Origin of the sequence: Azospirillum argentinense (assembly GCF_000632475.1) — a bacterium.
GTDB lineage: Bacteria > Pseudomonadota > Alphaproteobacteria > Azospirillales > Azospirillaceae > Azospirillum > Azospirillum baldaniorum.
The window spans coordinates 617,290-636,335 of sequence record NZ_CP007796.1 but is presented as its reverse complement, the minus strand read 5'-3'; the positions used below and the strand labels follow the sequence as shown (position 1 = coordinate 636,335).

Sequence of the window (19,046 nt, the reverse complement as noted above, 5' to 3'; positions counted from 1 at the left end):
GGCCAGAATAATTATTCAAAATTTTATCTTTTTAATGGATTTCATGTTTGCTTTTCCGCCTTTCATACTGATGGAGGTTCCGATACCCTCCATCATTGCACTCCAACTCATGCTTTGCGGGATAGAGCCACCAATTTTAGAACCGACATTCTGGGGTCGCGAGGCGCCTCTGGTGTAGAATTTTATTCCATCCGCTATTGTTTCGTAGCCGAATTCTCTGGCCCCAGATTCTGGATGAGTGCCGTACTTTCCTGATTCAACGGTGTTAATAATGAACCATCCAGAGCTAGCTTGATCTGAACCAAAATCAGGAGATATTGCTACCGTCATGATCGAACCGTTGTCCGGTCCTAAGATGTCAATGTCATAAATATCGCCTATTTTGGGTTCTTTTTTTGAATTTCTAACAAACACATTCATGGTATTGAACATTCCATGATTGACAGTTTGATTGATATCGGAAGCTAGATCTTGCAGGAATTTTCCTGGAGTGATATTTTTTGGCATCAATTCAATTAAAATTGAATATTCATCGTAGTTAATTGCGCCTACTCCTTGGCTGATATTTTGCATTTTTACTTTATTGGCGTTAAGATACTTTATGCATTCATCATTCTTTTCCCATTCTCGAGATTTTAGTCGAGCATGAGGATCAAGATCAGTCATGTTGCCTCCCTGTAAAAAGCATGAATATTGAGGCTTTTTTACTTATCCAGCTTTCGTTGTCGCTATGTCGTAGGAGCTAACAATAGGCGCCTGCGGCTTGTGGCCTGCATCATACGGCGTGTACTTCAACTCAATCTTTGAGAAATTCAGACTGATTGTCTCACTCGGCCGACCTGAACCGTTCGCCGACACGCTGTAACCGCTGACCAGTGCGTTCTCCAGTGTGTAGGTCATATAGGTATCGCCGGGATCGCCAGTGGTAACAAGGTCGATCTGCACCTTTTTGCCGACCTTGCCAGCTACCGCCTCTTTGAAGAATTTTGGCGACGATTTGTCAAGTTCGCGGCTAAGCGTCACCTCGCTGATCGAGGGTTCCGAAGCCTCGCGGTTGGCGGCGCGGCCGCTCGGCGTGCTGATGGATCGTCCTGCGCTGAAGGCCATGGATCCGACCTCCACCCAACTCTTGTGCGACTCCTGCGTCGCGTCGCCTTCGATGCCGTCGATCTTCACGTAGATGGCCATCGGACTCCTCCCAGAGGATTGAAGCGGAATTAGTGGATGTCGAAGGAAAAGCGTCCCTGCGCGTCCAACCCGACCCGGGCCGCCGCGACCGGCTCGTCGCGCGCCAAGCGCTCCAGAAGGAGGGCGGACAGGTCGGGAAGCAGGCCGCGGGTCAGGATATGCTCGATGTTGCGGGCGCCGCTGTGAACCTCGCCACACCGCGCGGCAATCGCCTCCACCACCTCGGGGCCGTAGCGGAAGTCGGCGCGGTAAGCCTCGCGCAGGCGCCGGGCAATGCGGTTCAGGTTCAGCTCGACGATGCGGGTCAGGATGTCGGGCGCCAGCGGCAGGTAGGGCACCAGCGTCACGCGGCCGAGGAAGGCCGGCTTGAAGTGGCGCAGCAGCTCCGGTTGCAGGGCGTCCGGCAGAGTGTCCGGCGCCGGCAGGCCGCTGGGGGAGGCGGAGAGCCGCGTCAGCGTGTCCGTGCCGGCGTTGGAGGTCATGATGATGAGGGTGTTCTTGAAGTCGATGTCGCGCCCCTCGCCGTCGCGCAGCATGCCCTTGTCGAACACCTGGAAGAAGATGTCCTGCACGCCGGGGTGGGCCTTCTCCATCTCGTCCAGCAGGATCACGGAGTAGGGGCGGCGGCGCACCGCCTCGGTCAGAACGCCGCCCTCGCCAAAGCCGACATAGCCGGGGGGCGAACCCAGGAGCATGGAGACCTTATGCTCCTCCTTGAATTCCGACATGTTGATGACCGTCAGGTTCTGCTCCCCGCCGTACAGCGCCTCGGCCAGCGCCAGAGCGGTCTCGGTCTTGCCGACGCCGCTGGTGCCGACCATCAGGAACACGCCGATGGGCTTGCGCGGGTCGGTCAGCCGGGCGCGGGCGGTGCGCACGGCCTGGGCGATGGCCTCCAGCGCGTGGTCCTGGCCGATGACGCGCTCCGACAGGCGTTCGCGCAGGGACAACACGGCGTCGATCTCGCTGGTCACCATGCGGCCGACCGGAATGCCGGTCCAGGTGGCGACCACGTCGGCCACCGCCGTCCCGTCAACGAAGACGTGGACCAACGGCTGCTCGCCCTGCGCCTCGGCCAGTTCGTCGAGCGCGCGGGCCAGCGCCGCCTTGCCCTCCGCCGCCTGGGGGGAGTTGGGTTCGGCGGCCTCGATCGCGTCGCGCAGGCGCGTGATCTCCGCGGCAAGCTCCAGCTCCCGCGCCCAGCGCGCCTCGACGGCGGCGAGCGCGGCGATGGCGGCCTCGCGCCGTTCGGTCAGTTCGGCGATGGCGGCCGCGTGGTCGGTGCCCAGCGCGGCTTCGCGGTCGAGCACCGCGATGCGGTTGGCGAGCGCGTCGATGGTCCGGCGCTGGTCCTCCACCGCCGCCGGGGTGGCCGACTGGCTCATGCCGACGCGGGCGCAGGCGGTGTCGAGCAGGCTGACCGCCTTGTCCGGCAATTGCCGCCCGGCGATGTAGCGGTGCGACAGGCGCACGGCCTCCACCACCGCCTCGTCCAGGATGCGCACGCCGTGGTGCTTTTCCAGCGTCGCCACGAGGCCGTGCATCATCGACAGGGCCGCGGCCTCGTCCGGCTCCTCCACCTTCACGACCTGGAAGCGGCGGGACAGGGCCGGGTCGCGCTCGAAGTATTTCTTGTATTCGGCCCAGGTGGTGGCGGCGATCGTGCGCAACTCGCCGCGCGCCAGCGCGGGCTTCAGCAGGTTGGCGGCGTCGTTCTGCCCGGCCTGCCCGCCGGCCCCGATCAGGGTGTGCGCCTCGTCGATGAACAGGATGATCGGCTGGGGCGACGCCTTCACCTCGTCGATGACGGAGCGCAGGCGGTTCTCGAACTCCCCGCGCACGCTGGCGCCGGCCTGCAGCAGGCCGAGGTCGAGCGTCTTCACCGCGACCTCGCGCAGCGCCGGCGGCACGTCGCCGGCGGCGACGCGCGCGGCGAATCCCTCCACCACGGCGGTCTTGCCGACGCCGGCCTCGCCGGTGAGGATCGGGTTGTTCTGGCGGCGGCGGGTCAGCACGTCGACGATGGCGCGGATTTCCGCGTCACGGCCCAGCACCGGATCGATCTTGCCGGCGCGGGCGCGCTCCGTCAGGTCGATGGTGAAGCGCGCCAGCGCGCCGCCGGCCGCGGCGGGGGTGCCCTCCGCCTTGGGGGAGGCGCCGGGAGCCGGGGCTTGGCGGGCCTCGCGGGAATTCCCGGCGATGCCGTGCCAGTCGGCGGCCAGCGCCTCCGCCGATAATTTGGCGAGGGGGCCGAGCGCCGAGCGCGTCGCCTGGGCCAGCGTTTCGTCGCTCAGCAGCGCCAGCAGCAGATGACCGGAGCGGACGCGCGGCGCCCCGCCCTCCATGGCGCCGTCCAGGGAGGCCAGCAGCCATCCTTCCCGCGCGAGGCTGACCAGATAGGGGGACAGCACCGGCGTGCGCGTGTTGCCGGCGCGCATGCCGTCCAGGCTGCGGGTCAGGCTGTCCTGGACGCGGCCGATGTCGATGGCGTGGTGGTGGGCGATGGCGTGCAGGTCGGTGTCGGGCTGGTCCAGCAGGCGGAGCAGCCAGTGCTCGATCTCCACCGCCTGATTGCCCCGCGACAGCGCGAAACCCGGCGCCGCTTCCAGGGCCGTCCGGCATGGTTCGTTCAGCTTTGCAAGGAGCGACGACAGGTTCACCGACACCATCGATCCGGCCTCCTGAACTTGCCCTGGTGTTCGCCTATGCTTGTTCGGCGAGCAAATCTTTCAAAGCAACCGGGGGTGTTTCAAAGGCCATTCCTGTGTATAGGCGATGGGAGTAGCCGGGCGACATCTGTTCGGGTCACTTCCCCCGCAGGATGCGACGATTTCGGGCGTGCCTCCGGTTGGCTCTCAGTTGATCGTGACCAAGCCGCCCTTGATGGCGACCATGGCGTCGCCCTTCACCTGGTTCATGGGAGCTTTCACCTCGGTCATGGCCTGGCCTTCGATGCGCACCATCACGCCGCGGATGGTGACTCCGGTCTGGTCCAGCCGGATCGAGCTTTGGCCGACCTTCAGCTCGATGGACTGCATGGCCTCGCACTCGCTCTTGCCCAGGGCGACCTTGGTGGTCTGGTTGCCCTGCTGGATGGTGAGGGCGTCGTTCCCCATCTCGATGGTGACCGTCCGGTTGCCCTCCTTGATCGTCTCGGTCTGGTTGTTGCCGACTTCCAGCGTGTCGTCCTTCTCCACCACCCGCTGGAAGTCCTTCTGGGCGTGGAAATAGACCTGCTCGCTTCCCTTGCGGTCTTCGAAGCGCAGTTCGTTGAAGTCGGCCGGACCACCGCCCTTGCTGCTGCGCGTCTTGACGCCGCTCTGCGTCTTGTTGTCGGGCAGGGCGTAGGGCACGGGGTTGTCGCCGTTGTAGACGCTGCCGACGATCAGCGGCCGGTCGGGATCGCCGTCCAGGAAATCCACCACCACCTCGGTCCCGATGCGCGGGATGAACTGGTGTCCCCAGCCGCGCCCTGCCGATAGCTGTGCCACACGGATCCAGCAGGAACTGTTCTCGTTGCGCTTGCCCAACCGGTCCCAGTGGAACTGCACGCGCACGCGGCCGTGCTTGTCGCAGTCGATCTCCTCGCCGGAGTTGCCGACGACGATGGCCGTCTGGGGACCGCGCATGACCGGGCGCGGCGTGACCCGCGGCGGACGGAAGGCGACGTCCGCCGGAATGGCGTCGAAACCGTTCTGATAGGTCGCCTGCCCGCCGCCGGTCGACCGCAGCTTCGGGTCGGTGGCCGCGTGCCGGACGCCTGTGACGACGTAGGCGCGGCCGTTCTCCGCCGCCACGGCGTGGTTGTGCAGGGTGAAGCGCCCGCCGGGCACCATGTGGCGGGCGCTGCCGGCTCCGGAGACCTGGAGAAAGGGCGCCTCGATTTCCTCCATCCGCATCTTGGCGCGGGCCGTGCCGGCGCCAAGGTCGGCGTAGCCGCCGGGATACTCGAACCGCTCCTGCGGCGCGCCGCGCATCGACGGCAGCATGGTGTTGCTGGACGCGGTCAGGTCGGTGCGCGGGGTTTCGAAGTTGAAGTCGCGCTGCACCATCCGGTCGGGGCGGAAGCGGTAGCCGCCGACCCACTGCGTGATGCCGCCCCAGCCTTGCCCTTCCCGCGCCATGTCGATCCGGCTTTCGGGAAGATCCTTGTAGGCGGACGCGCCGTCGGCCATGACGAGGACGTGACGGTCGGCCTCGTGCCGGAAGACGTAGAAGATGCCCTCCTCCTCGGCCAGCCGCGAGAGGAAGGCGAAGTCGCTCTCGTCATACTGCGCGCAGTAATCGCGCGTCGTGTCCGCCCCCTTGATGCCCGACAGATCGAACTGCACGGCGGGGGAGGCGGCGCGGTGATCCTCCAGAACGGTGCGGATGATGTCGCGCACGCTCTGCTTTTGAAAAATGCGGCAGTCGGTGGTCTGGGTGAGCAGCCATAACCAGGGCACGACCTCCAGCCGATAGGAACGCTGGCCATCCTCGATGGGGGCGCCGACATCGAATCCCTGCACGAGGGCGTGGAAGCGGCGCGGGGTTCCGGCGGGTGCCGACACCGACCAGGACACCGGCGTGCCGATCAACTCCTCCGGCTTGATCGTCGTGCGCGGGCTGACGACGTCCAGGGTGAAGCGGAACAGCGAGGATATGGCCTCCTCGCCGGAAAAGCCGGTGAGGAGCGTCGCTCCCCTTCCGAGCACGGTGTCCAGCGTCAGCAGGCGGTTGGTGGATGCGATGGCGATGGCGGCGCTCGGGTCCATGGCAACGCTCCCGGCTGGACTTCCGACGGGTCGGGCAGACCGGAAAGACTGCCGAAGCACTCCACCGAACGCAATGCGAGTGCGGTCCGCTGTGGTGGTTTATTGCTGACTAATCCGCTTGTTCTTTTCGTTACCTACATTTTGATGGCGAGTAATCGGCGCTGCTGGACTGAAATGTTCGTGCGTCAAATGGATGTCCGTCATGGATACTTCTTTCGATACGGCCGCGCTTGACCTTGCAGACATTCTGGCTCCGATTTCCGCCGAGGCGCCCACGGGGCCGGACCTGCGCCTGGACTACGCGGATAGAGCGCCCTATCGGCAATTGAAGGACGCGCGGCAGGCCGCGCGCGCGGCGGAGCGGCGGCAGGAGGCCGAGAGCGACGCCTCCGCCATACCATCCGAATGGCGGCTCATCGTCGATCTCGCACCGTCCGTCCTGGCCACGCAGAGCAAGGACCTGGAGGTGGCGGCATGGCTGGCCGAGGCGTTGCTGCGCACGCGCGGCATGGCGGGCCTGGCCGACGGCTTTGCCGTCCTGCGCGGGTTGGTGGAGCGCTACTGGCCCGATCTGCACCCGCAACCGGACGAGGACGGCGTCGAGACCACCGTCGCGCCGCTGACCGGGCTGAACGGACGGGACGGAAACGGAACGCTGCTTCAACCGCTCAGCCGGCTGCCGCTGACCTTCGGTGCGGATGGCAGTTCCTACGCGCTGTGGCAGGTGGAGCAGGCGGCCGGGCTCGATCTGCTGGGGGATGATGACCGGCGCGAGCGCCGCATCGCCGCCGGGACGGTGCCCATGGACGTGATCGAAGCCAGCGCGCGTGCGACGCCACCCGCCGCCTTCGTGAGGCTGGCCTCGGACATCGACCGTTGCCTCCAGGCGTTTCAGGGGCTGGAGACGGCGCTCGACGCGCGGCTCGGCGTGGACGGACCGCCGACACGGGCCATCCGTGACACCCTGGAGCAGATGCGCCGGACCTTGACCGGCTTGGCGGGAAGCGCGCTGGAGCCCGCCGGAACGCTTTTCCTCCAGGGCGATGCGGGCCAGGGCGATGCGGGCCAGGGCGATGCGGGCCAGGGCGATGCGGGCCAGGGCGATGCGGGCTCGTCGGTCGGGCCGGCGGCGTCCGCGATGGCGGCGTTTGCCGGGGCGGCGTTTGCAGGATCGGCGACTCCCGCCGCATCGTCCTGGCAAGGACCCCCTCGGGCGATGGCGATCGAGGGATTCGCGTCGCGCGAGGACGCGTTGCGCACGCTGGAGGCGGTCGCCCGGTATTTCCGCGAGGCGGAGCCGCACTCTCCCGTGTCCTACACCCTGACCGAACTGGTGCGGCGTGCCCGGCTGCCTTTCGTCGAACTCCTGGCTGAGTTGCTGCCGGACGAGGACGCGCGGCGCGGGCTGCTGACGGCCGCCGGCATCGACAAGCGGCTTGCCGAGCCCGGAGAGGATTAGATGCAGACCGTGACCGTAGAGCCCGAAGGCGTCAGGGCAGGGAGACGAGGCCATGAGAAAGGAACCGTTTCTCCAGCGCATCCCATTATCGGAACCGCGGGGGGCCAAGCCGCCCGAGGATGAGGGCACGGTGGTGCAGCCGATCTCCATCGGACCGCATTCCGAAGGGCTGCCTTCCGAGGGTCCGAACCCCGACGGATCGATGTCGGAAGGGCTGCCGTCCTTGCGCTCGCCGTCCTTGTCGTCGATGTCGTCCGGGTTCCGGCCCCTGCCACGCGCGGCGGAACCGGTCCAGGTCGGCGACGTGCTCAAGGAGCGGTTCGTCCTGGAACAGGTCCTGGGGGCCGGGGGCATGGGCAAGGTCTTCCTGGCGCTCGACCTGCGCAAGCAGGAGGCGTCCGACCGGAATCCCTACGTCGCCATCAAGGTTCTGAAGGAAAGCCTGCGCGAACACCCCAGCAGCATCATCGCCTTGCAGCGCGAGGCGCGCAAAGCGCAGGAGCTGTCGCATCCCAACATCATCAAGGTCTACGACTTCGACCGGGACGGCGACCGCTTCTTCATCACGATGGAGTACCTGACGGGCAAGTCGCTGGACCGCATCATCCGGGCCGAAGGTTTCACCTCCATGCCGCCGGCCGAGGCCGGGCGGATCATCAACGCGGTGGGCGAGGCGCTGGCCTTTGCCCATGGCAACGGCTTCGTCCATTGGGATCTGAAGCCGGGCAACATCTTCATCACCGACTCCGGCCGCGTGAAAGTCATCGATTTCGGTCTTGCCCGCGCGATCAAACAGCCGACGCCGGGGGACGAGGACGCCACGGCCTTCGACGTGGGCAGTCTGGGCGCGATGACTCCCGCCTACGCCAGTCCGGAAATGATCGAGACGCAAACGCCCGATCCGCGCGGGGACATCTACTCGCTCGCCTGCATCACCTACGAGCTGCTCGCCGGGCACCATCCCTTCAGCCGGATGCCGGCCACCCATGCGCGGGACACGCGGATGAAACTCGTGCGCATCCGGGGCCTGGGGACGGCGCAAATGCGGGCGCTGCAAAACGCGCTGGAGTTCGACCCCGCCAAACGAACGCGTTCGGTCGAGGTTTTCCTGCGTGACATGAAGCTGGGACGTGGAGGCGCCGCGCCGAGGTTCGGCCTGGCCGCAAGGGTCGGGTTGGCCGGGACCGCGGTCGCCGCCCTGGCGGTGGGCGGCCTGTGGTGGACGGGCTGGCTTGCTCCGGCGCCGGCGCCGGAGAAGCCAGCGCCACGGCCGGTGGAAAGCGCCGTCGACGTGGCGCCGCCGACGCCGAAGGCGGCACCGCCTTCGGCATCGACACCCATGTCCACGTCCACACCCACGCCCACTCCCAGGCCGACTCCGGCTCCGCCGCCGGCCAAGCGCCCCGAACCGGAGCGTCCCAAGGCGGTGGAGGTTCCCCGTCCGCCACCGCCCGATCCGCCCGTTCCAAAACCGTTGGTGGCGCCGCCGCCACGCCCGGTCGAACCGACGGGCGTGGAGAATGTCCGTGCGCTCATGGGCGGATGGTGCAGCGGGGTCATGAAGCTGACCCTGGCACCGGCGGAATGGACGCTGTCGTTGCCCAGCGGCTCCGTCGTTCCGATGCGGGTCAGCCGCTATGAAACGGCCGACGGCACGCTGGTCGTCGAACTGACGGGGACTGACGGGCGACGGACATTTTGGGAGTTCGGCGAATTTTCCGGCGACAACCGCACCATGGTTCAACTGCGCGCCCGTTCGGACAGCGATCCGGACTGGCGCGAATACAACCGGCCCTTCCGGCGCTGCTGACGGTCCAGGACCCTTTATCCGCGGGAGAACGGTGATGAGCGACGGGGACACGATCGACGATCATGCGCCGACCCGGACGTTCTGGTTCCACACGGCGGCGGTCAGCCACGCGGGAACCGTCCGGTCCGTCAACGAGGACGCTTGCCTGGACCGCTCGGACGTCGGGCTGTGGGCGGTCGCCGACGGCATGGGCGGGCACGAGGCGGGCGATTACGCCAGCCGGATGGTGATGGCCGCGTTGAACCACTGCATCGACCCGACCATGGGCGCGCCGACGGGGCGGGAGATCCGCGCGGCCCTCGACGGGTGCAACGCCGCGCTGCTGGACCATGCCGGGCGTCTCGGCAGTGCCGTTGTGGGCAGCACGGCGGTCGTGCTGACCATCACCGGACGCCGCTTCTCCTGCGCCTGGGCGGGCGACAGCCGGCTGTACCGGGCCCGTGGCGGCGCCTTTGTCCAAGTGACCCGCGACCACAGCTATGTCCAGCAGCTGATCGACAGCGGCGTGCTCGATCCGTCCGAGGCGGAAGGGCATGCCAAGTCGAACGTCATCACCCGCGCCGTCGGCGCCACGGACGCGCTGGTCCTGGACACGGTGGAGGGCGACGTGAACCACGGCGACCTCTTCCTCCTGTGCAGCGATGGCCTCACCAAGACGCTCGCCGATCCCGACATATCCGGCGCGCTCGACACCATGGGCCACAGCGCCGACGGAGTTGCGGAAGCGGCCGGACGGCTGCTCGACGCCGCGCTGGCGCGCGGGGCGCGGGACAACGTCACGCTGGTGCTGGTTCTGTGCGAAGCGGTGGCCGGTCCGTTGCGGACCCCGCCACCGGCCGGCGATCCGCAAGATGGTGATCCGCAAGATGGCGATCCGACGCTCACATCGTGAAACGAGACGACACCGAACGGTTCCCTAGGGGGGAGAGACCTTCATGTTAAGTCGGGCGCGCTTTGGTTTGTCCGCGTTTGTCCTCGTGGCGGTTCTCTTATTGTCGGGTTTCGTGGAGCAGGCCATGGCCGCGGAGCGGCGCGTGGCGTTGGTGATCGGCAACGGCCGCTATGACAACGGCGGCTCCGTACCGGGCGCCGTCGCCAGCGCGCGGACCGTGACCGAGGCCCTGCGCAAGGCCGGCTTCGAGGTGGCCACCCAGTTTGACCTCAACCACCGCAACCTCACCCGTGCGCTATCCCGCTTCCAGGAGGATTTGGCCCGGGCGGACCTCGGTGCCTTCTACTATGCGGGCATGGTGCTCAGCCTCAACGACAAGAGCTTCATCGTTCCCAGCGACGCCCGCCTCAACATGGAGGTGGACGCCATGCTCGAAACCGTTGAGCTGGATTCGGTGCTGGAGCAGATCCAGAACGCCAGCTACCGTTCCATCGTGGCGTTCGATCCGATCGTGCCCAACCCGATGGTGGACCGCCTTGCGACGGCCATGGGAGCGAACGGCCGTTCGGCCAGCCCGCTCCTGGCCACGACCACGCCGCGCGATCGCATGATCATCGCCTTCGGTCAGCGGCCGGGATCGTCCCCGGTGCCGACCAGGGCGAACGGCGCCAGCGCCTTCGCCGCAGCGCTTGCCGAGGAGATCGTCAAACCGGGCGTCCCGGTGAAACGCGCGTTTCAGGCGGTGGACCAGACGCTCGCCAGCGTTTCCGGAGGCGCCCAACGCATCTGGTTCGAGGACCGGTTGGACGGTGATCTGATGCTGGTCGCGGCGCTTCCGCCGCCTCCACCGCCGCCACCCTCCGGCGATCCGGTGGTGAGCAAGGCGGCACCCCCGCCGCCCGCCGCCCCGGCACCCACTCAGCCGCCGGTCCCCGCACCGTCGGCTGTGATCATCGAACCGTTCAAGGGGGACTTCTACACCACGCGCAAGACAACGGTCTTCAAGGATCCGGACGCCAAGTCGTCCCGTGTCCGGACCCTCGACCAAGCGGCCCCGGTGTCCGTCACGGCCAAGGTCAAGGTGGGCAAGGCGGAGTGGATGCGCGTCGAGGAGGGGGGGAAGACCGGCTATGTCCAATCCACCCTCCTGACGAAGGATGCGCCGCCCGAACCGCCGGCGAAGACCGAGGAGGCGAAGGCGCCACCACCGCAAAGGCGTCTGAACGAGGGCGACGTTTATGTCACCAGGGATGCGATCGCCATGCGGGACCGTCCGGAGAAGGGGGCGCGCAGCCTGCGCACCCTCGAACGCGGCGCGCCCGTGACCGTTGCCGTTCCGGTGCCCGAAGGCGATTGGGTGAAGGTTCGCGACGTGTTTTGGAACGACGGCTACATTCCACTCGCCAGCCTTTCCGAAGTTCCCAAGCAGGACGCGGCGAAAAGGGCGCCGTTGTCCGGTTCGACCGGCACACCCCCGGACGTGTCCGTGGGGACACCGAATTCGGGCTCATCAAGTCCCGGTTCACCGGGTTCGGGTTCGCCGGCGGAATCGAAGCCGGGCGACCCGTTCGCCAACCTGCCGCCGCCCATCCGATCCGCCGTGGCCAGCGCGCGTGAGACGACCCAACAGGCCACGGCCAAGCGCAACGCCGGCCGCAGCGCGGCAGAGCAGGCACGGAATGCGCAGAAGCGGGCGCAGGCCGCGGCGCAGGATGGGCGCAGCATCAATTCCCAGTTCCCCAATGGCGATTCGTACCGAGGGCAGGGCGACGGGCCGACCAAGAACGGCTACGGAGTCTATCGGTATGGCAACGGCGGTGCCTATGAGGGCGAATGGAAGAACGACGCCATGACCGGGACGGGCGTCTATAGCTTCCCCAGTGGTGAACGGTTCGAGGGCACTTTCGCGAACGGCAGTCCGAATGGGCCGGGCGTCTACCACTTCCCCAACGGCGATGTCTTCACCGGCGACGTCCGCAACGGCCGCCCGAACGGGGCGGGGGAAGTGCTGTTCGGCAATGGCGACCGTTACCTCGGCACCATCGCCGACATGCAACCCGAAGGCATGGGCACCATGACCTTCCGTTCCGGCGACCAGTTTGTCGGCACCTTCCGGAGTGGGCTTCAGAATGGTCCCGGCGTGCGCATAGCCAAGGGCGGGTCGGGTGAGGATCTGGTCATCCCCGGCGTCTGGCAGGGCAGCGTGGTCGTTCAGAAATGAGCGAACGGCAAGGAACCGTTTGCAGCAGGGCCGCCCGGTGCGGAGCGCTTCACGCGTTCGCGCACGGGCCGCCCAAAACCAATCCGAATCTCGAATCGCAACGGCTTGTCAATCCGCCTTAGCTGCGATCGTAAGCCGCCAGCGCGACCGGCAGAGCCTGGATCACGGCGTTGCCGACCGCGGGAAGCCCCGCCAGCACGGCGCTGATGACCTCGTCGCGCGTGGCGCCCAATCGTTTGGCGTCAGCGACATGGAAGGGCAGACCGCTTTCGAGACGGGCGGCGGCCAGAATTCCGATGTAGACGAGTTCGGCGGTTTTGGCGTCCAGGGCGGAGGCCACTCCCAGCTTTTTCACCGCATCGAGCCACGCCTGCTGGTGGGCCGGCGCTTCTTTTATGAACGTTTGGAAGGCATTGCTTGCTTGTGGCGTGTCGGTCATCGGCTCATTCCGCTCTGGTCGTGGACTCCTTTGGGATTCCTGCCGGTCGGTGCCGTGAGACGCCATGATCTGGATGCTCGGAATCAAAATATTCAATCCCTGGGTTGCCCAACCTCACTGCCATGACGTCGTCAGGGGCGAGGCTGAACCGTACCGGGTTTTCCAAAGGCCGTTTGGCCCAGGTCCGGCCGCCGCGTTCCACGCCGCAAACGATAATGAGAATTCTTCGCATTTGGGGGTGAGGCGGGAGGCGTGCGCGTTCGTCTGAGCAGAAGGACCGGTGGTTCCTTCGGAGAGGACGAGATGAGCGTTGGCAAGTCGCGCACGCGGCTGTGGTTCCTGTGGCACTCCTGGCTGGCGATGCCCCTCTGGGCGTTCCTGTTCTTCGTCTGCCTGACCGGGACCATCGCCGTGGTCAGCACCGAGATCATGTGGCTGGTCAATCCCGCCATGCGGGCGTCGGGTGCCGGGGAACCGCTGCCGGCCAGCGCGCTGATCGCCGCCGCCGAAGCCGCGGCGCCGGGCGGACGGGTGAGTTCGCTGAGCTGGGGCGGTTCCCACATGGCGGTCAGTGCCCGCATGGCGATGCCCGACGGAACCTCCACCACCGCCTGGGTGAATCCGGTCAGCGGGGCGGTGCAGGGGCTGTCCACCGGCAACTCGTTCCAGAGCTTCTTCCGCGCGCTGCACGGCTGGCTCATGACCTTCCCGGTGGGCTGGTACCTCGTGACCTTGCTGGCCATCCCGCTCCTCGGGTCGCTGGTCACCGGGCTGGTGGTCTACAAGCGCTTCTGGAAATCCTTCTACCAGCCGCGCATACGCTGGCGGCAGGCGCCGCGCGTGATGTGGGGCGACCTGCACCGCGTCGCCGGCACATGGTCGATCTGGTTCATCGCGGTCATCTCGGTCACCAGCCTGTGGTTCCTGATCTACATGATGCTGTTCCATCTCGGGATGGGGCTGGGCGGCGGGAAGGCGCCGGTGCTGCTGGCCCGCGACCAGATCCCGGTGAGCGCGACCGCGCCGCAGCCGGACGTCGACGCCATCATGGCCAGCGCCAAGGCGGCCCTGCCGGACATGCGGCTGCGCTATCTGTGGCTGCCCGGCACCGCCTACGACCCGGCGACGGTGGCGGGGTCCAGCGGGCAGGTGCCGCTGCTGCCCGACTATGTCCGGGTGAATCCCTTCACCGCCGAGGTGATCCTCATCGAGGGCGGGATGGAGGCGGCGTCCGGCATCGAGCTGACCCGCACCATCATGCGCGCCCTGCACACCGGCGATTTCGGCGGCCTGCCGGTCAAGCTGGTGTGGTTCGCCTTCGGTCTGCTGATGACCACGCTGGTCTTCAGCGGCATGCTGATCTGGATGAAGCGGACCGCCCGCGCCACGGTCGAGGCGGTGCGGGGGCTGCGCTTGGCGGAGGGCCCGTCCAATGCGTAAGCTCTGGCAACGCGGCAAGTTCCATCTCAGCGCCCTGATGATGCTGGTGCCGCTGCCCTTCCTCCCCGACTATTTCAGCCCGAAGCCGATCTTCGTCCCGCCCGAGATCCGGCGGGATGTCGCCGTCGGCCCCTTTCCGGTCACGCTGGCGACCTACGACGAGGCGCCCGCCCGCATGCCGACGGGGGAGCGGATGAAGGAATACCGCATCCACATCCGTCCCGCCGACATCGACCGGGTGCGCGGCGTCTTCCTGCGCGTCGGCAAGCCGCGCAGCCTGCGCACCGCGGGCGCGCTCGCCTTCGGCAACCCCTACGAGCGGGAGGCCGACGTGACGGTTCCGGACGAGCTGGCCGGCACGGAGGAGCTGTGGGTGACCATGGAGGATTGGAGCGGCGGGGTGCATCAGGCGTCCCTGCCGCTGGGCGAGATTTTCGGAGGAAAGCGATGAAGACCCACCGCCTGTTCGCCCTGGCGGGGCTGTTCGCCCTGTGCGCCGCCGGTGCGGCGGAGGCCCATTACCCGATCTGCGAATGCCGGATGGTCGAGGGCGATACGGTGCAGTGCACCGGCGGCTTCTCCGACGGGTCGAAGGCGCCCGGCGTCGTGCTGGACGTCATCGCCTACGACGAGCAGGTGCTGGTCAAGGGCAAGCTGGGGCCGGATTCCACGCTGTCCTTCCCGCGCCCCGCGCAGGACTTCTACGTCCTGTTCGACGCCGGGCCCGGCCACACGGTCGAGATCGAGCACACGGCGATCAAGTAGCGCCCTCAGCGAAGCCGGAACCATGCATCACCAGATCGTCCGCCGCGCCGGGGCCGAGCGCGAGACCCTGTGGGTCCTGCTGGCCGCCGGCGCCATTCTCGCGTCCGCCGCCCTGGCGGTCGGGCTGCGCGCCGTTCCGGACGCGGAAGCCCCGCTGGCCGCCCACCTCATCGACTCCCGCACCGGCCTGACCGCCGCCGAGCAGGGCCTCTACGCCGACCTGAAGGCGGCGGGGGAGGAGATCGCCGCCCTGCGGGAGGCGGAGGGCCGGGCGCCGACGCCGGAGGAACTGGCTGCCGAGGCCCTGCCGCCCTTCGCCGCCGACCCCAGCGCGGCGGCGCGCGGCGGGCACGCCTGGACCCTCGCCGGGACCGGCGATGGCATCGCCTATGCCGGCGTTTCCGCCGCGCCGGAGCTGGCCGGCTCCCTGGTCCTGCGGCTGGACGGCCATGGCGCCGACATCTGGCTGAAGCGCGCCGCCGAAGCCCCGCCCGCCCCACCGGAGGACGCGGCGCTGACCGCCGCCGGCTGGAAGCGGATCGTCTCCACCTTCACCGCCGGGGTGACCCGATGAGCATTCTTCCCAACCGCCGCCTGATCCTGGCCGGCGCCATGGCCGTTGCGGTCCTGCCCGCCGTGGCCATGCCCGTCCGCGCCGTCGCGGCTCCCGCCGGGCGGCGGCGCTTCGGCGTCACCCTGCACCCCTACTATTCCTACGTCGCCAACATCGTCGGCGACGCGGCCGAGGTGGTGCCGATCATCCCCGCCGGCTTCAACCCGCACGCCTACGAGCCGCGCCCGGAGGATATCCAGCGCATCGGCGGGCTGGACGCCATCGTGCTGAACGGCATCGGGCACGACGATTTCGCCGGGCGGATGATCGCCGCCTCGGCGAAGCCGTCGCTGCCGGTGGTCGAATCCAATGCCGACGTGCCGCTGCTGCCTGCCGCGGGAACGGCGGCGCGGGCGGCGGGGAAGGTGGTCAACCCGCACAGCTTCCTGTCGATCACCAATTCGGTCCTCCAGGTTTCGACCATCGCGCGCGAGCTGGGGCGGCTCGACCCGGACAACGCCGCCGCCTACGCTGCCAACGCCCGCGCCTATTCCCGTCGCCTGCGCCAGCTGCGGGCCGACGCGCTGGCGAAGCTCGCGACGGCCGGCACCGCCAGCCTGCGCGTCGCCACCATTCACGGCGCCTACGATTACCTGCTGCGCGAGTTCGGGCTGGAGGTTTCCGCCGTCGTCGAGCCCGCCCACGGCATCGAGCCCAGCCCGGCCCAGCTCGCCGAGACCATCGCGACGATGCGCAAGCTCGACGTGCAAGTGATCTTCTCGGAGCTGAACTTCCCCAGCGCCTATGTCGAGACGATCCGGCGCGAGACCGGCATCCGGCTCTACGCCTTCTCCCACATCTCGCACGGCGACTACGCGCCGGACCTGTTCGAGCGCGAGATGGCCCGGAACCTCGACACGCTGGTGCTGGCGATGGCCGAGGCGGCGCCGTGACGGGACCCGCCATCCTGTTCGACGCGGTGGGCCTGACGCTGGGGCGCACGGTGATCCTCGACGGCGTGTCCCTGCGCGTCGCGGCGGGCACCGTCCACGCGCTGGTCGGCCCCAACGGCGGCGGCAAGTCGTCGCTGATCCGTGCCCTGCTCGGTCAGGCGCCGCACCGCGGGACCATCCGGCTCGACTGGCCGGGCGACGGGCCGGGCACGATCGCCTACGTGCCGCAATCGGTGGAGTTCGACCGCGGCCTGCCGCTGACGGTGGAGGATTTCCTGGCCGTGCTGTGCCAGCGCCGCCCCGCCTTCCTCGGGCCGGACCGCCGCATCGATTACGGCGCGGCGCTGGACCGCGTCGGCATGGCCGGCAAGGCCCGCCGCCGCTTCGGCGCCCTGTCGGGAGGCGAGCGACAGCGCGTCCTGCTCGCCCAGGCGCTGATCCCGGCGCCGGACCTGATCGTTCTGGACGAGCCGATGACCGCGCTCGACGAGGCCGGGATCGCCATCTTCGAAACGCTGCTGGCCGAGCTGTCCGCCGCCGGGACCACCGTCCTGTGGGTCGAGCACGATCTGGCCCAGGTGCGCCGGTTGGCGACGCGGGTGACCGGCCTGAACCGGCGCGTGCTGTTCGACGGCGCCCCGCTGGAGATGCTGTCGCCGGATCGGGTGTTCGATCTGTTCTCGGCTGTTCCCCGCCGCACCGGAGCCGAGAGGATCGCGTCATGAGCTTCGAGGCCTTGCGCGCCCTGGTGCAGGGCTGGGCCGGGGCCGGGCTGCTGCCCGCTGGGCTGACCCACGGCTTTCTCGTCAACGCGCTGCTGTCCGGGCTGGTCATCGGCCCGGTGCTCGGCGGGCTCGGCACGCTGGTGGTGACCAAGCGGCTGGCCTTCTTCTCCGAAGCGGTCGGCCACGCCGCGCTGACCGGCGTCGCCATCGGCATCCTGGTGGGGGAGCCCTACACCGGCCCTTACGCCAGCCTGTTCGGCTACTGCCTGCTGTTCGCGCTGCTGGTCAACTACACGCGCAACCGCAGCAACCTGACCGCCGACACGCTGATCGGCGTCTTCCTGTCGGTGTCGCTGGCGCTGGGCGCCAGCCTGCTGCTGATCCTGGCGAGCCGGGTCAACATCCACATCCTGGAGAATGTGCTGTTCGGCTCGGTCCTGACGGTGGACGACCGCGACCTGACCGTGCTGCTGGTGGTGGCCCTCGGGGTGACCGCGCTGATGCTGCCGCTGTTCAACCGGCTGCTGCTGGCGAGCTTCAACCCGGCGCTGGCGCGGGTGCGCGGCGTGCCGGTGAAGGGGCTGGACTATCTGTTCATCGTGCTGGTGACCGTGGTCACCGTCGCGTCGGTGAAGATCATCGGCGCCATCCTGGTGGGGGCGCTGCTGGTCATTCCCGCCGCCGCGGCGCGGGTCGTCGCCTCGTCGCTGCGCGGCTTCTTCCTGCTGTCGGTCGCCTTCGCCAGCGTGGCGGCGGTGGCCGGAATCCTGCTGCCCGTGCAACTCGCCCTGCCGGTGCCGTCGGGCGGCGCCATCATCCTGGCGGCGGGGCTGCTGTTCCTGGGCGCGCTGCTGGCGCGCCTGTTCATGAAAGGGGAAGAGGGATGAAGCGCGTCACGCTCGCGGCGCTCCTGCTGCTGTCCACGGTGGCGGGCGCCTCCGCCGAGACGGTGCTGGCCGGACACCCGGTCACCGCCGGGCTGGCCCAGGCGCTGACGAAGGGCACGCCGGTGGTGGTGGAGGCGGTGGTTCCGCCGGCCATCCCCATGGGGCGCCAACACGCCTTCCTGAGCGGGCGCGGCGAGGCCAGGCTGACGGAGGCCGCCCGCAAGGCCGACGCGGTGCTGACCCTGCGCTCCGCCTGGGGCGAGGACCCGCTCTACCCGCTGGCGCGGCGCGCCAACATCCGCCTCGTCGAGATCGACGCCTCCCGGCCGGTGGACGGCGCCCTGCCGGGGATCGCGGTCAGCGGCGGTGCGGCCTTCCCCTGGCTGGGCATCGCCAACGCCGGGCGGATGGCCGACATCCTCGCCGCCGACCTGCGGCGCCTGTACCCTGGGTCGGCGACCGCCATCGACGCGAATCTCGCCGCCCTGAAGCGCGGGCTGCTGACGGTGTCGTCCCGGTCGGCGCAGGCATTCGCTGCTCTGCCGGACCCGTCGGCGGCGGCGCTGTCCGACCGCTTCGCCACGCTGGCCGCCGACCTTGGGCTCGACCTGCGCCGGGTCTGGACCCGCGACGACCGCGACTGGACGCCGGAGCGTCTGGCCGAGCTGACCGCCACCCTGAAGGCCGAGGCAATTCCCGTGGTGCTGCATCACCGCCAGCCGGCGCCGGAAATCGTCCAGGCTGTGGCGGACGGCGGCGCCCGGCTGATCGTGCTGGACAGTCTGGAGAGCGGTCCGCCGGCGGCGATGGACACGGCGCTGGGGCATATGGCGGAGCAGGTGGAGGCGGGGCTGCGGTGAAACAATCCCAACCCCCACCCTTGCCCTCCCCCGCTGGGCGGGGGAGGGGAACACGCTCCTTCCCCCGCCCAGCGGGGGAAGGTTGGGATGGGGACAACAC

17 protein-coding genes are annotated in these 19,046 nt (G+C 68.1%); 12 read left to right on the top strand and 5 right to left on the bottom strand.

Annotation, left to right across the window (positions count from 1 at the left end; genetic code table 11):
• Window positions 1-15: 15 nt before the first annotated feature.
• The 4 genes from ABAZ39_RS35925 to ABAZ39_RS29030 all read right to left on the bottom strand — a co-directional run bounded on the left by ABAZ39_RS35925 (window position 16) and on the right by ABAZ39_RS29030 (window position 5,942).
• Window positions 16-666, bottom strand: a complete 651-nt coding sequence (locus ABAZ39_RS35925) for a hypothetical protein (RefSeq protein ID WP_144243666.1) — start codon at window positions 664-666, stop codon at window positions 16-18.
• 42 nt (window positions 667-708) lie between these two features.
• Window positions 709-1,188 (bottom strand): Hcp family type VI secretion system effector, encoded by a 480-nt coding sequence (locus tag ABAZ39_RS29040; protein WP_040137691.1) that lies wholly within the window; start codon window positions 1,186-1,188, stop codon window positions 709-711.
• Between the two features lie 29 nt (window positions 1,189-1,217).
• The gene (tssH, locus tag ABAZ39_RS29035; RefSeq protein ID WP_040137690.1) at window positions 1,218-3,857 is read right to left on the bottom strand and encodes a type VI secretion system ATPase TssH; all 2,640 of its coding nucleotides are present in this window, start codon (window positions 3,855-3,857) and stop codon (window positions 1,218-1,220) included.
• 186 nt (window positions 3,858-4,043) lie between these two features.
• Window positions 4,044-5,942: a type VI secretion system Vgr family protein gene (locus tag ABAZ39_RS29030; protein ID WP_051658692.1), complete on the bottom strand. Its 1,899-nt coding sequence runs from the start codon at window positions 5,940-5,942 to the stop codon at window positions 4,044-4,046.
• A 202-nt stretch (window positions 5,943-6,144) separates the two neighbouring features.
• Between ABAZ39_RS29030 and tssA the strand changes: the two genes are divergently transcribed.
• The 4 genes from tssA to ABAZ39_RS33545 all read left to right on the top strand — a co-directional run bounded on the left by tssA (window position 6,145) and on the right by ABAZ39_RS33545 (window position 12,324).
• Window positions 6,145-7,401, top strand: a complete 1,257-nt coding sequence (gene tssA, locus ABAZ39_RS29025) for a type VI secretion system protein TssA (protein WP_040137845.1) — start codon at window positions 6,145-6,147, stop codon at window positions 7,399-7,401.
• Window positions 7,402-7,453: 52 nt separating this feature from the next.
• Window positions 7,454-9,211 (top strand): serine/threonine-protein kinase, encoded by a 1,758-nt coding sequence (locus tag ABAZ39_RS29020; RefSeq protein ID WP_081863408.1) that lies wholly within the window; start codon window positions 7,454-7,456, stop codon window positions 9,209-9,211.
• Between the two features lie 34 nt (window positions 9,212-9,245).
• Complete coding sequence (locus ABAZ39_RS29015) at window positions 9,246-10,103, top strand: PP2C family protein-serine/threonine phosphatase (protein WP_051658689.1); 858 nt, start codon at window positions 9,246-9,248, stop codon at window positions 10,101-10,103.
• A gap of 124 nt (window positions 10,104-10,227) precedes the next feature.
• Entirely contained in the window at window positions 10,228-12,324 is a 2,097-nt protein-coding gene (locus ABAZ39_RS33545) for a caspase family protein (RefSeq protein WP_051658688.1), read from the top strand.
• Between the two features lie 118 nt (window positions 12,325-12,442).
• Here the strand turns inward: ABAZ39_RS33545 and ABAZ39_RS29005 are convergent, their stop codons facing one another.
• Complete coding sequence (locus ABAZ39_RS29005) at window positions 12,443-12,763, bottom strand: carboxymuconolactone decarboxylase family protein (RefSeq protein WP_040137689.1); 321 nt, start codon at window positions 12,761-12,763, stop codon at window positions 12,443-12,445.
• 303 nt (window positions 12,764-13,066) lie between these two features.
• Between ABAZ39_RS29005 and ABAZ39_RS29000 the strand changes: the two genes are divergently transcribed.
• Genes ABAZ39_RS29000 through ABAZ39_RS28965 form a run of 8 tightly spaced genes read left to right on the top strand, consistent with a single transcriptional unit; the run spans window position 13,067 to window position 18,946 of the window.
• Complete coding sequence (locus ABAZ39_RS29000; protein WP_040137688.1) at window positions 13,067-14,203, top strand: PepSY-associated TM helix domain-containing protein; 1,137 nt, start codon at window positions 13,067-13,069, stop codon at window positions 14,201-14,203.
• Window positions 14,196-14,654 (top strand): PA2404 family protein, encoded by a 459-nt coding sequence (locus ABAZ39_RS28995; RefSeq protein ID WP_040137687.1) that lies wholly within the window; start codon window positions 14,196-14,198, stop codon window positions 14,652-14,654. Before ABAZ39_RS29000 ends, ABAZ39_RS28995 begins: the two co-directional genes overlap by 8 nt.
• Complete coding sequence (locus tag ABAZ39_RS28990; protein ID WP_040137686.1) at window positions 14,651-14,968, top strand: hypothetical protein; 318 nt, start codon at window positions 14,651-14,653, stop codon at window positions 14,966-14,968. The genes ABAZ39_RS28995 and ABAZ39_RS28990 overlap by 4 nt, the downstream gene beginning before the upstream one ends.
• A gap of 22 nt (window positions 14,969-14,990) precedes the next feature.
• Entirely contained in the window at window positions 14,991-15,542 is a 552-nt protein-coding gene (locus tag ABAZ39_RS28985; RefSeq protein WP_040137685.1) for a DUF6162 family protein, read from the top strand.
• A complete protein-coding gene (locus tag ABAZ39_RS28980) occupies window positions 15,539-16,474 on the top strand; it encodes a metal ABC transporter solute-binding protein, Zn/Mn family (RefSeq protein ID WP_040137684.1) in 936 nt (311 codons plus the stop codon). The genes ABAZ39_RS28985 and ABAZ39_RS28980 overlap by 4 nt, the downstream gene beginning before the upstream one ends.
• The gene (locus ABAZ39_RS28975) at window positions 16,471-17,199 is read left to right on the top strand and encodes a metal ABC transporter ATP-binding protein (RefSeq protein WP_040137683.1); all 729 of its coding nucleotides are present in this window, start codon (window positions 16,471-16,473) and stop codon (window positions 17,197-17,199) included. The genes ABAZ39_RS28980 and ABAZ39_RS28975 overlap by 4 nt, the downstream gene beginning before the upstream one ends.
• A complete protein-coding gene (locus tag ABAZ39_RS28970; RefSeq protein WP_014199230.1) occupies window positions 17,196-18,086 on the top strand; it encodes a metal ABC transporter permease in 891 nt (296 codons plus the stop codon). Before ABAZ39_RS28975 ends, ABAZ39_RS28970 begins: the two co-directional genes overlap by 4 nt.
• Window positions 18,083-18,946, top strand: coding sequence for a metal ABC transporter solute-binding protein, Zn/Mn family (locus ABAZ39_RS28965; protein WP_040137682.1), 864 nt, complete (start codon window positions 18,083-18,085; stop codon window positions 18,944-18,946). Before ABAZ39_RS28970 ends, ABAZ39_RS28965 begins: the two co-directional genes overlap by 4 nt.
• Window positions 18,947-19,046 lie beyond the last annotated feature (100 nt).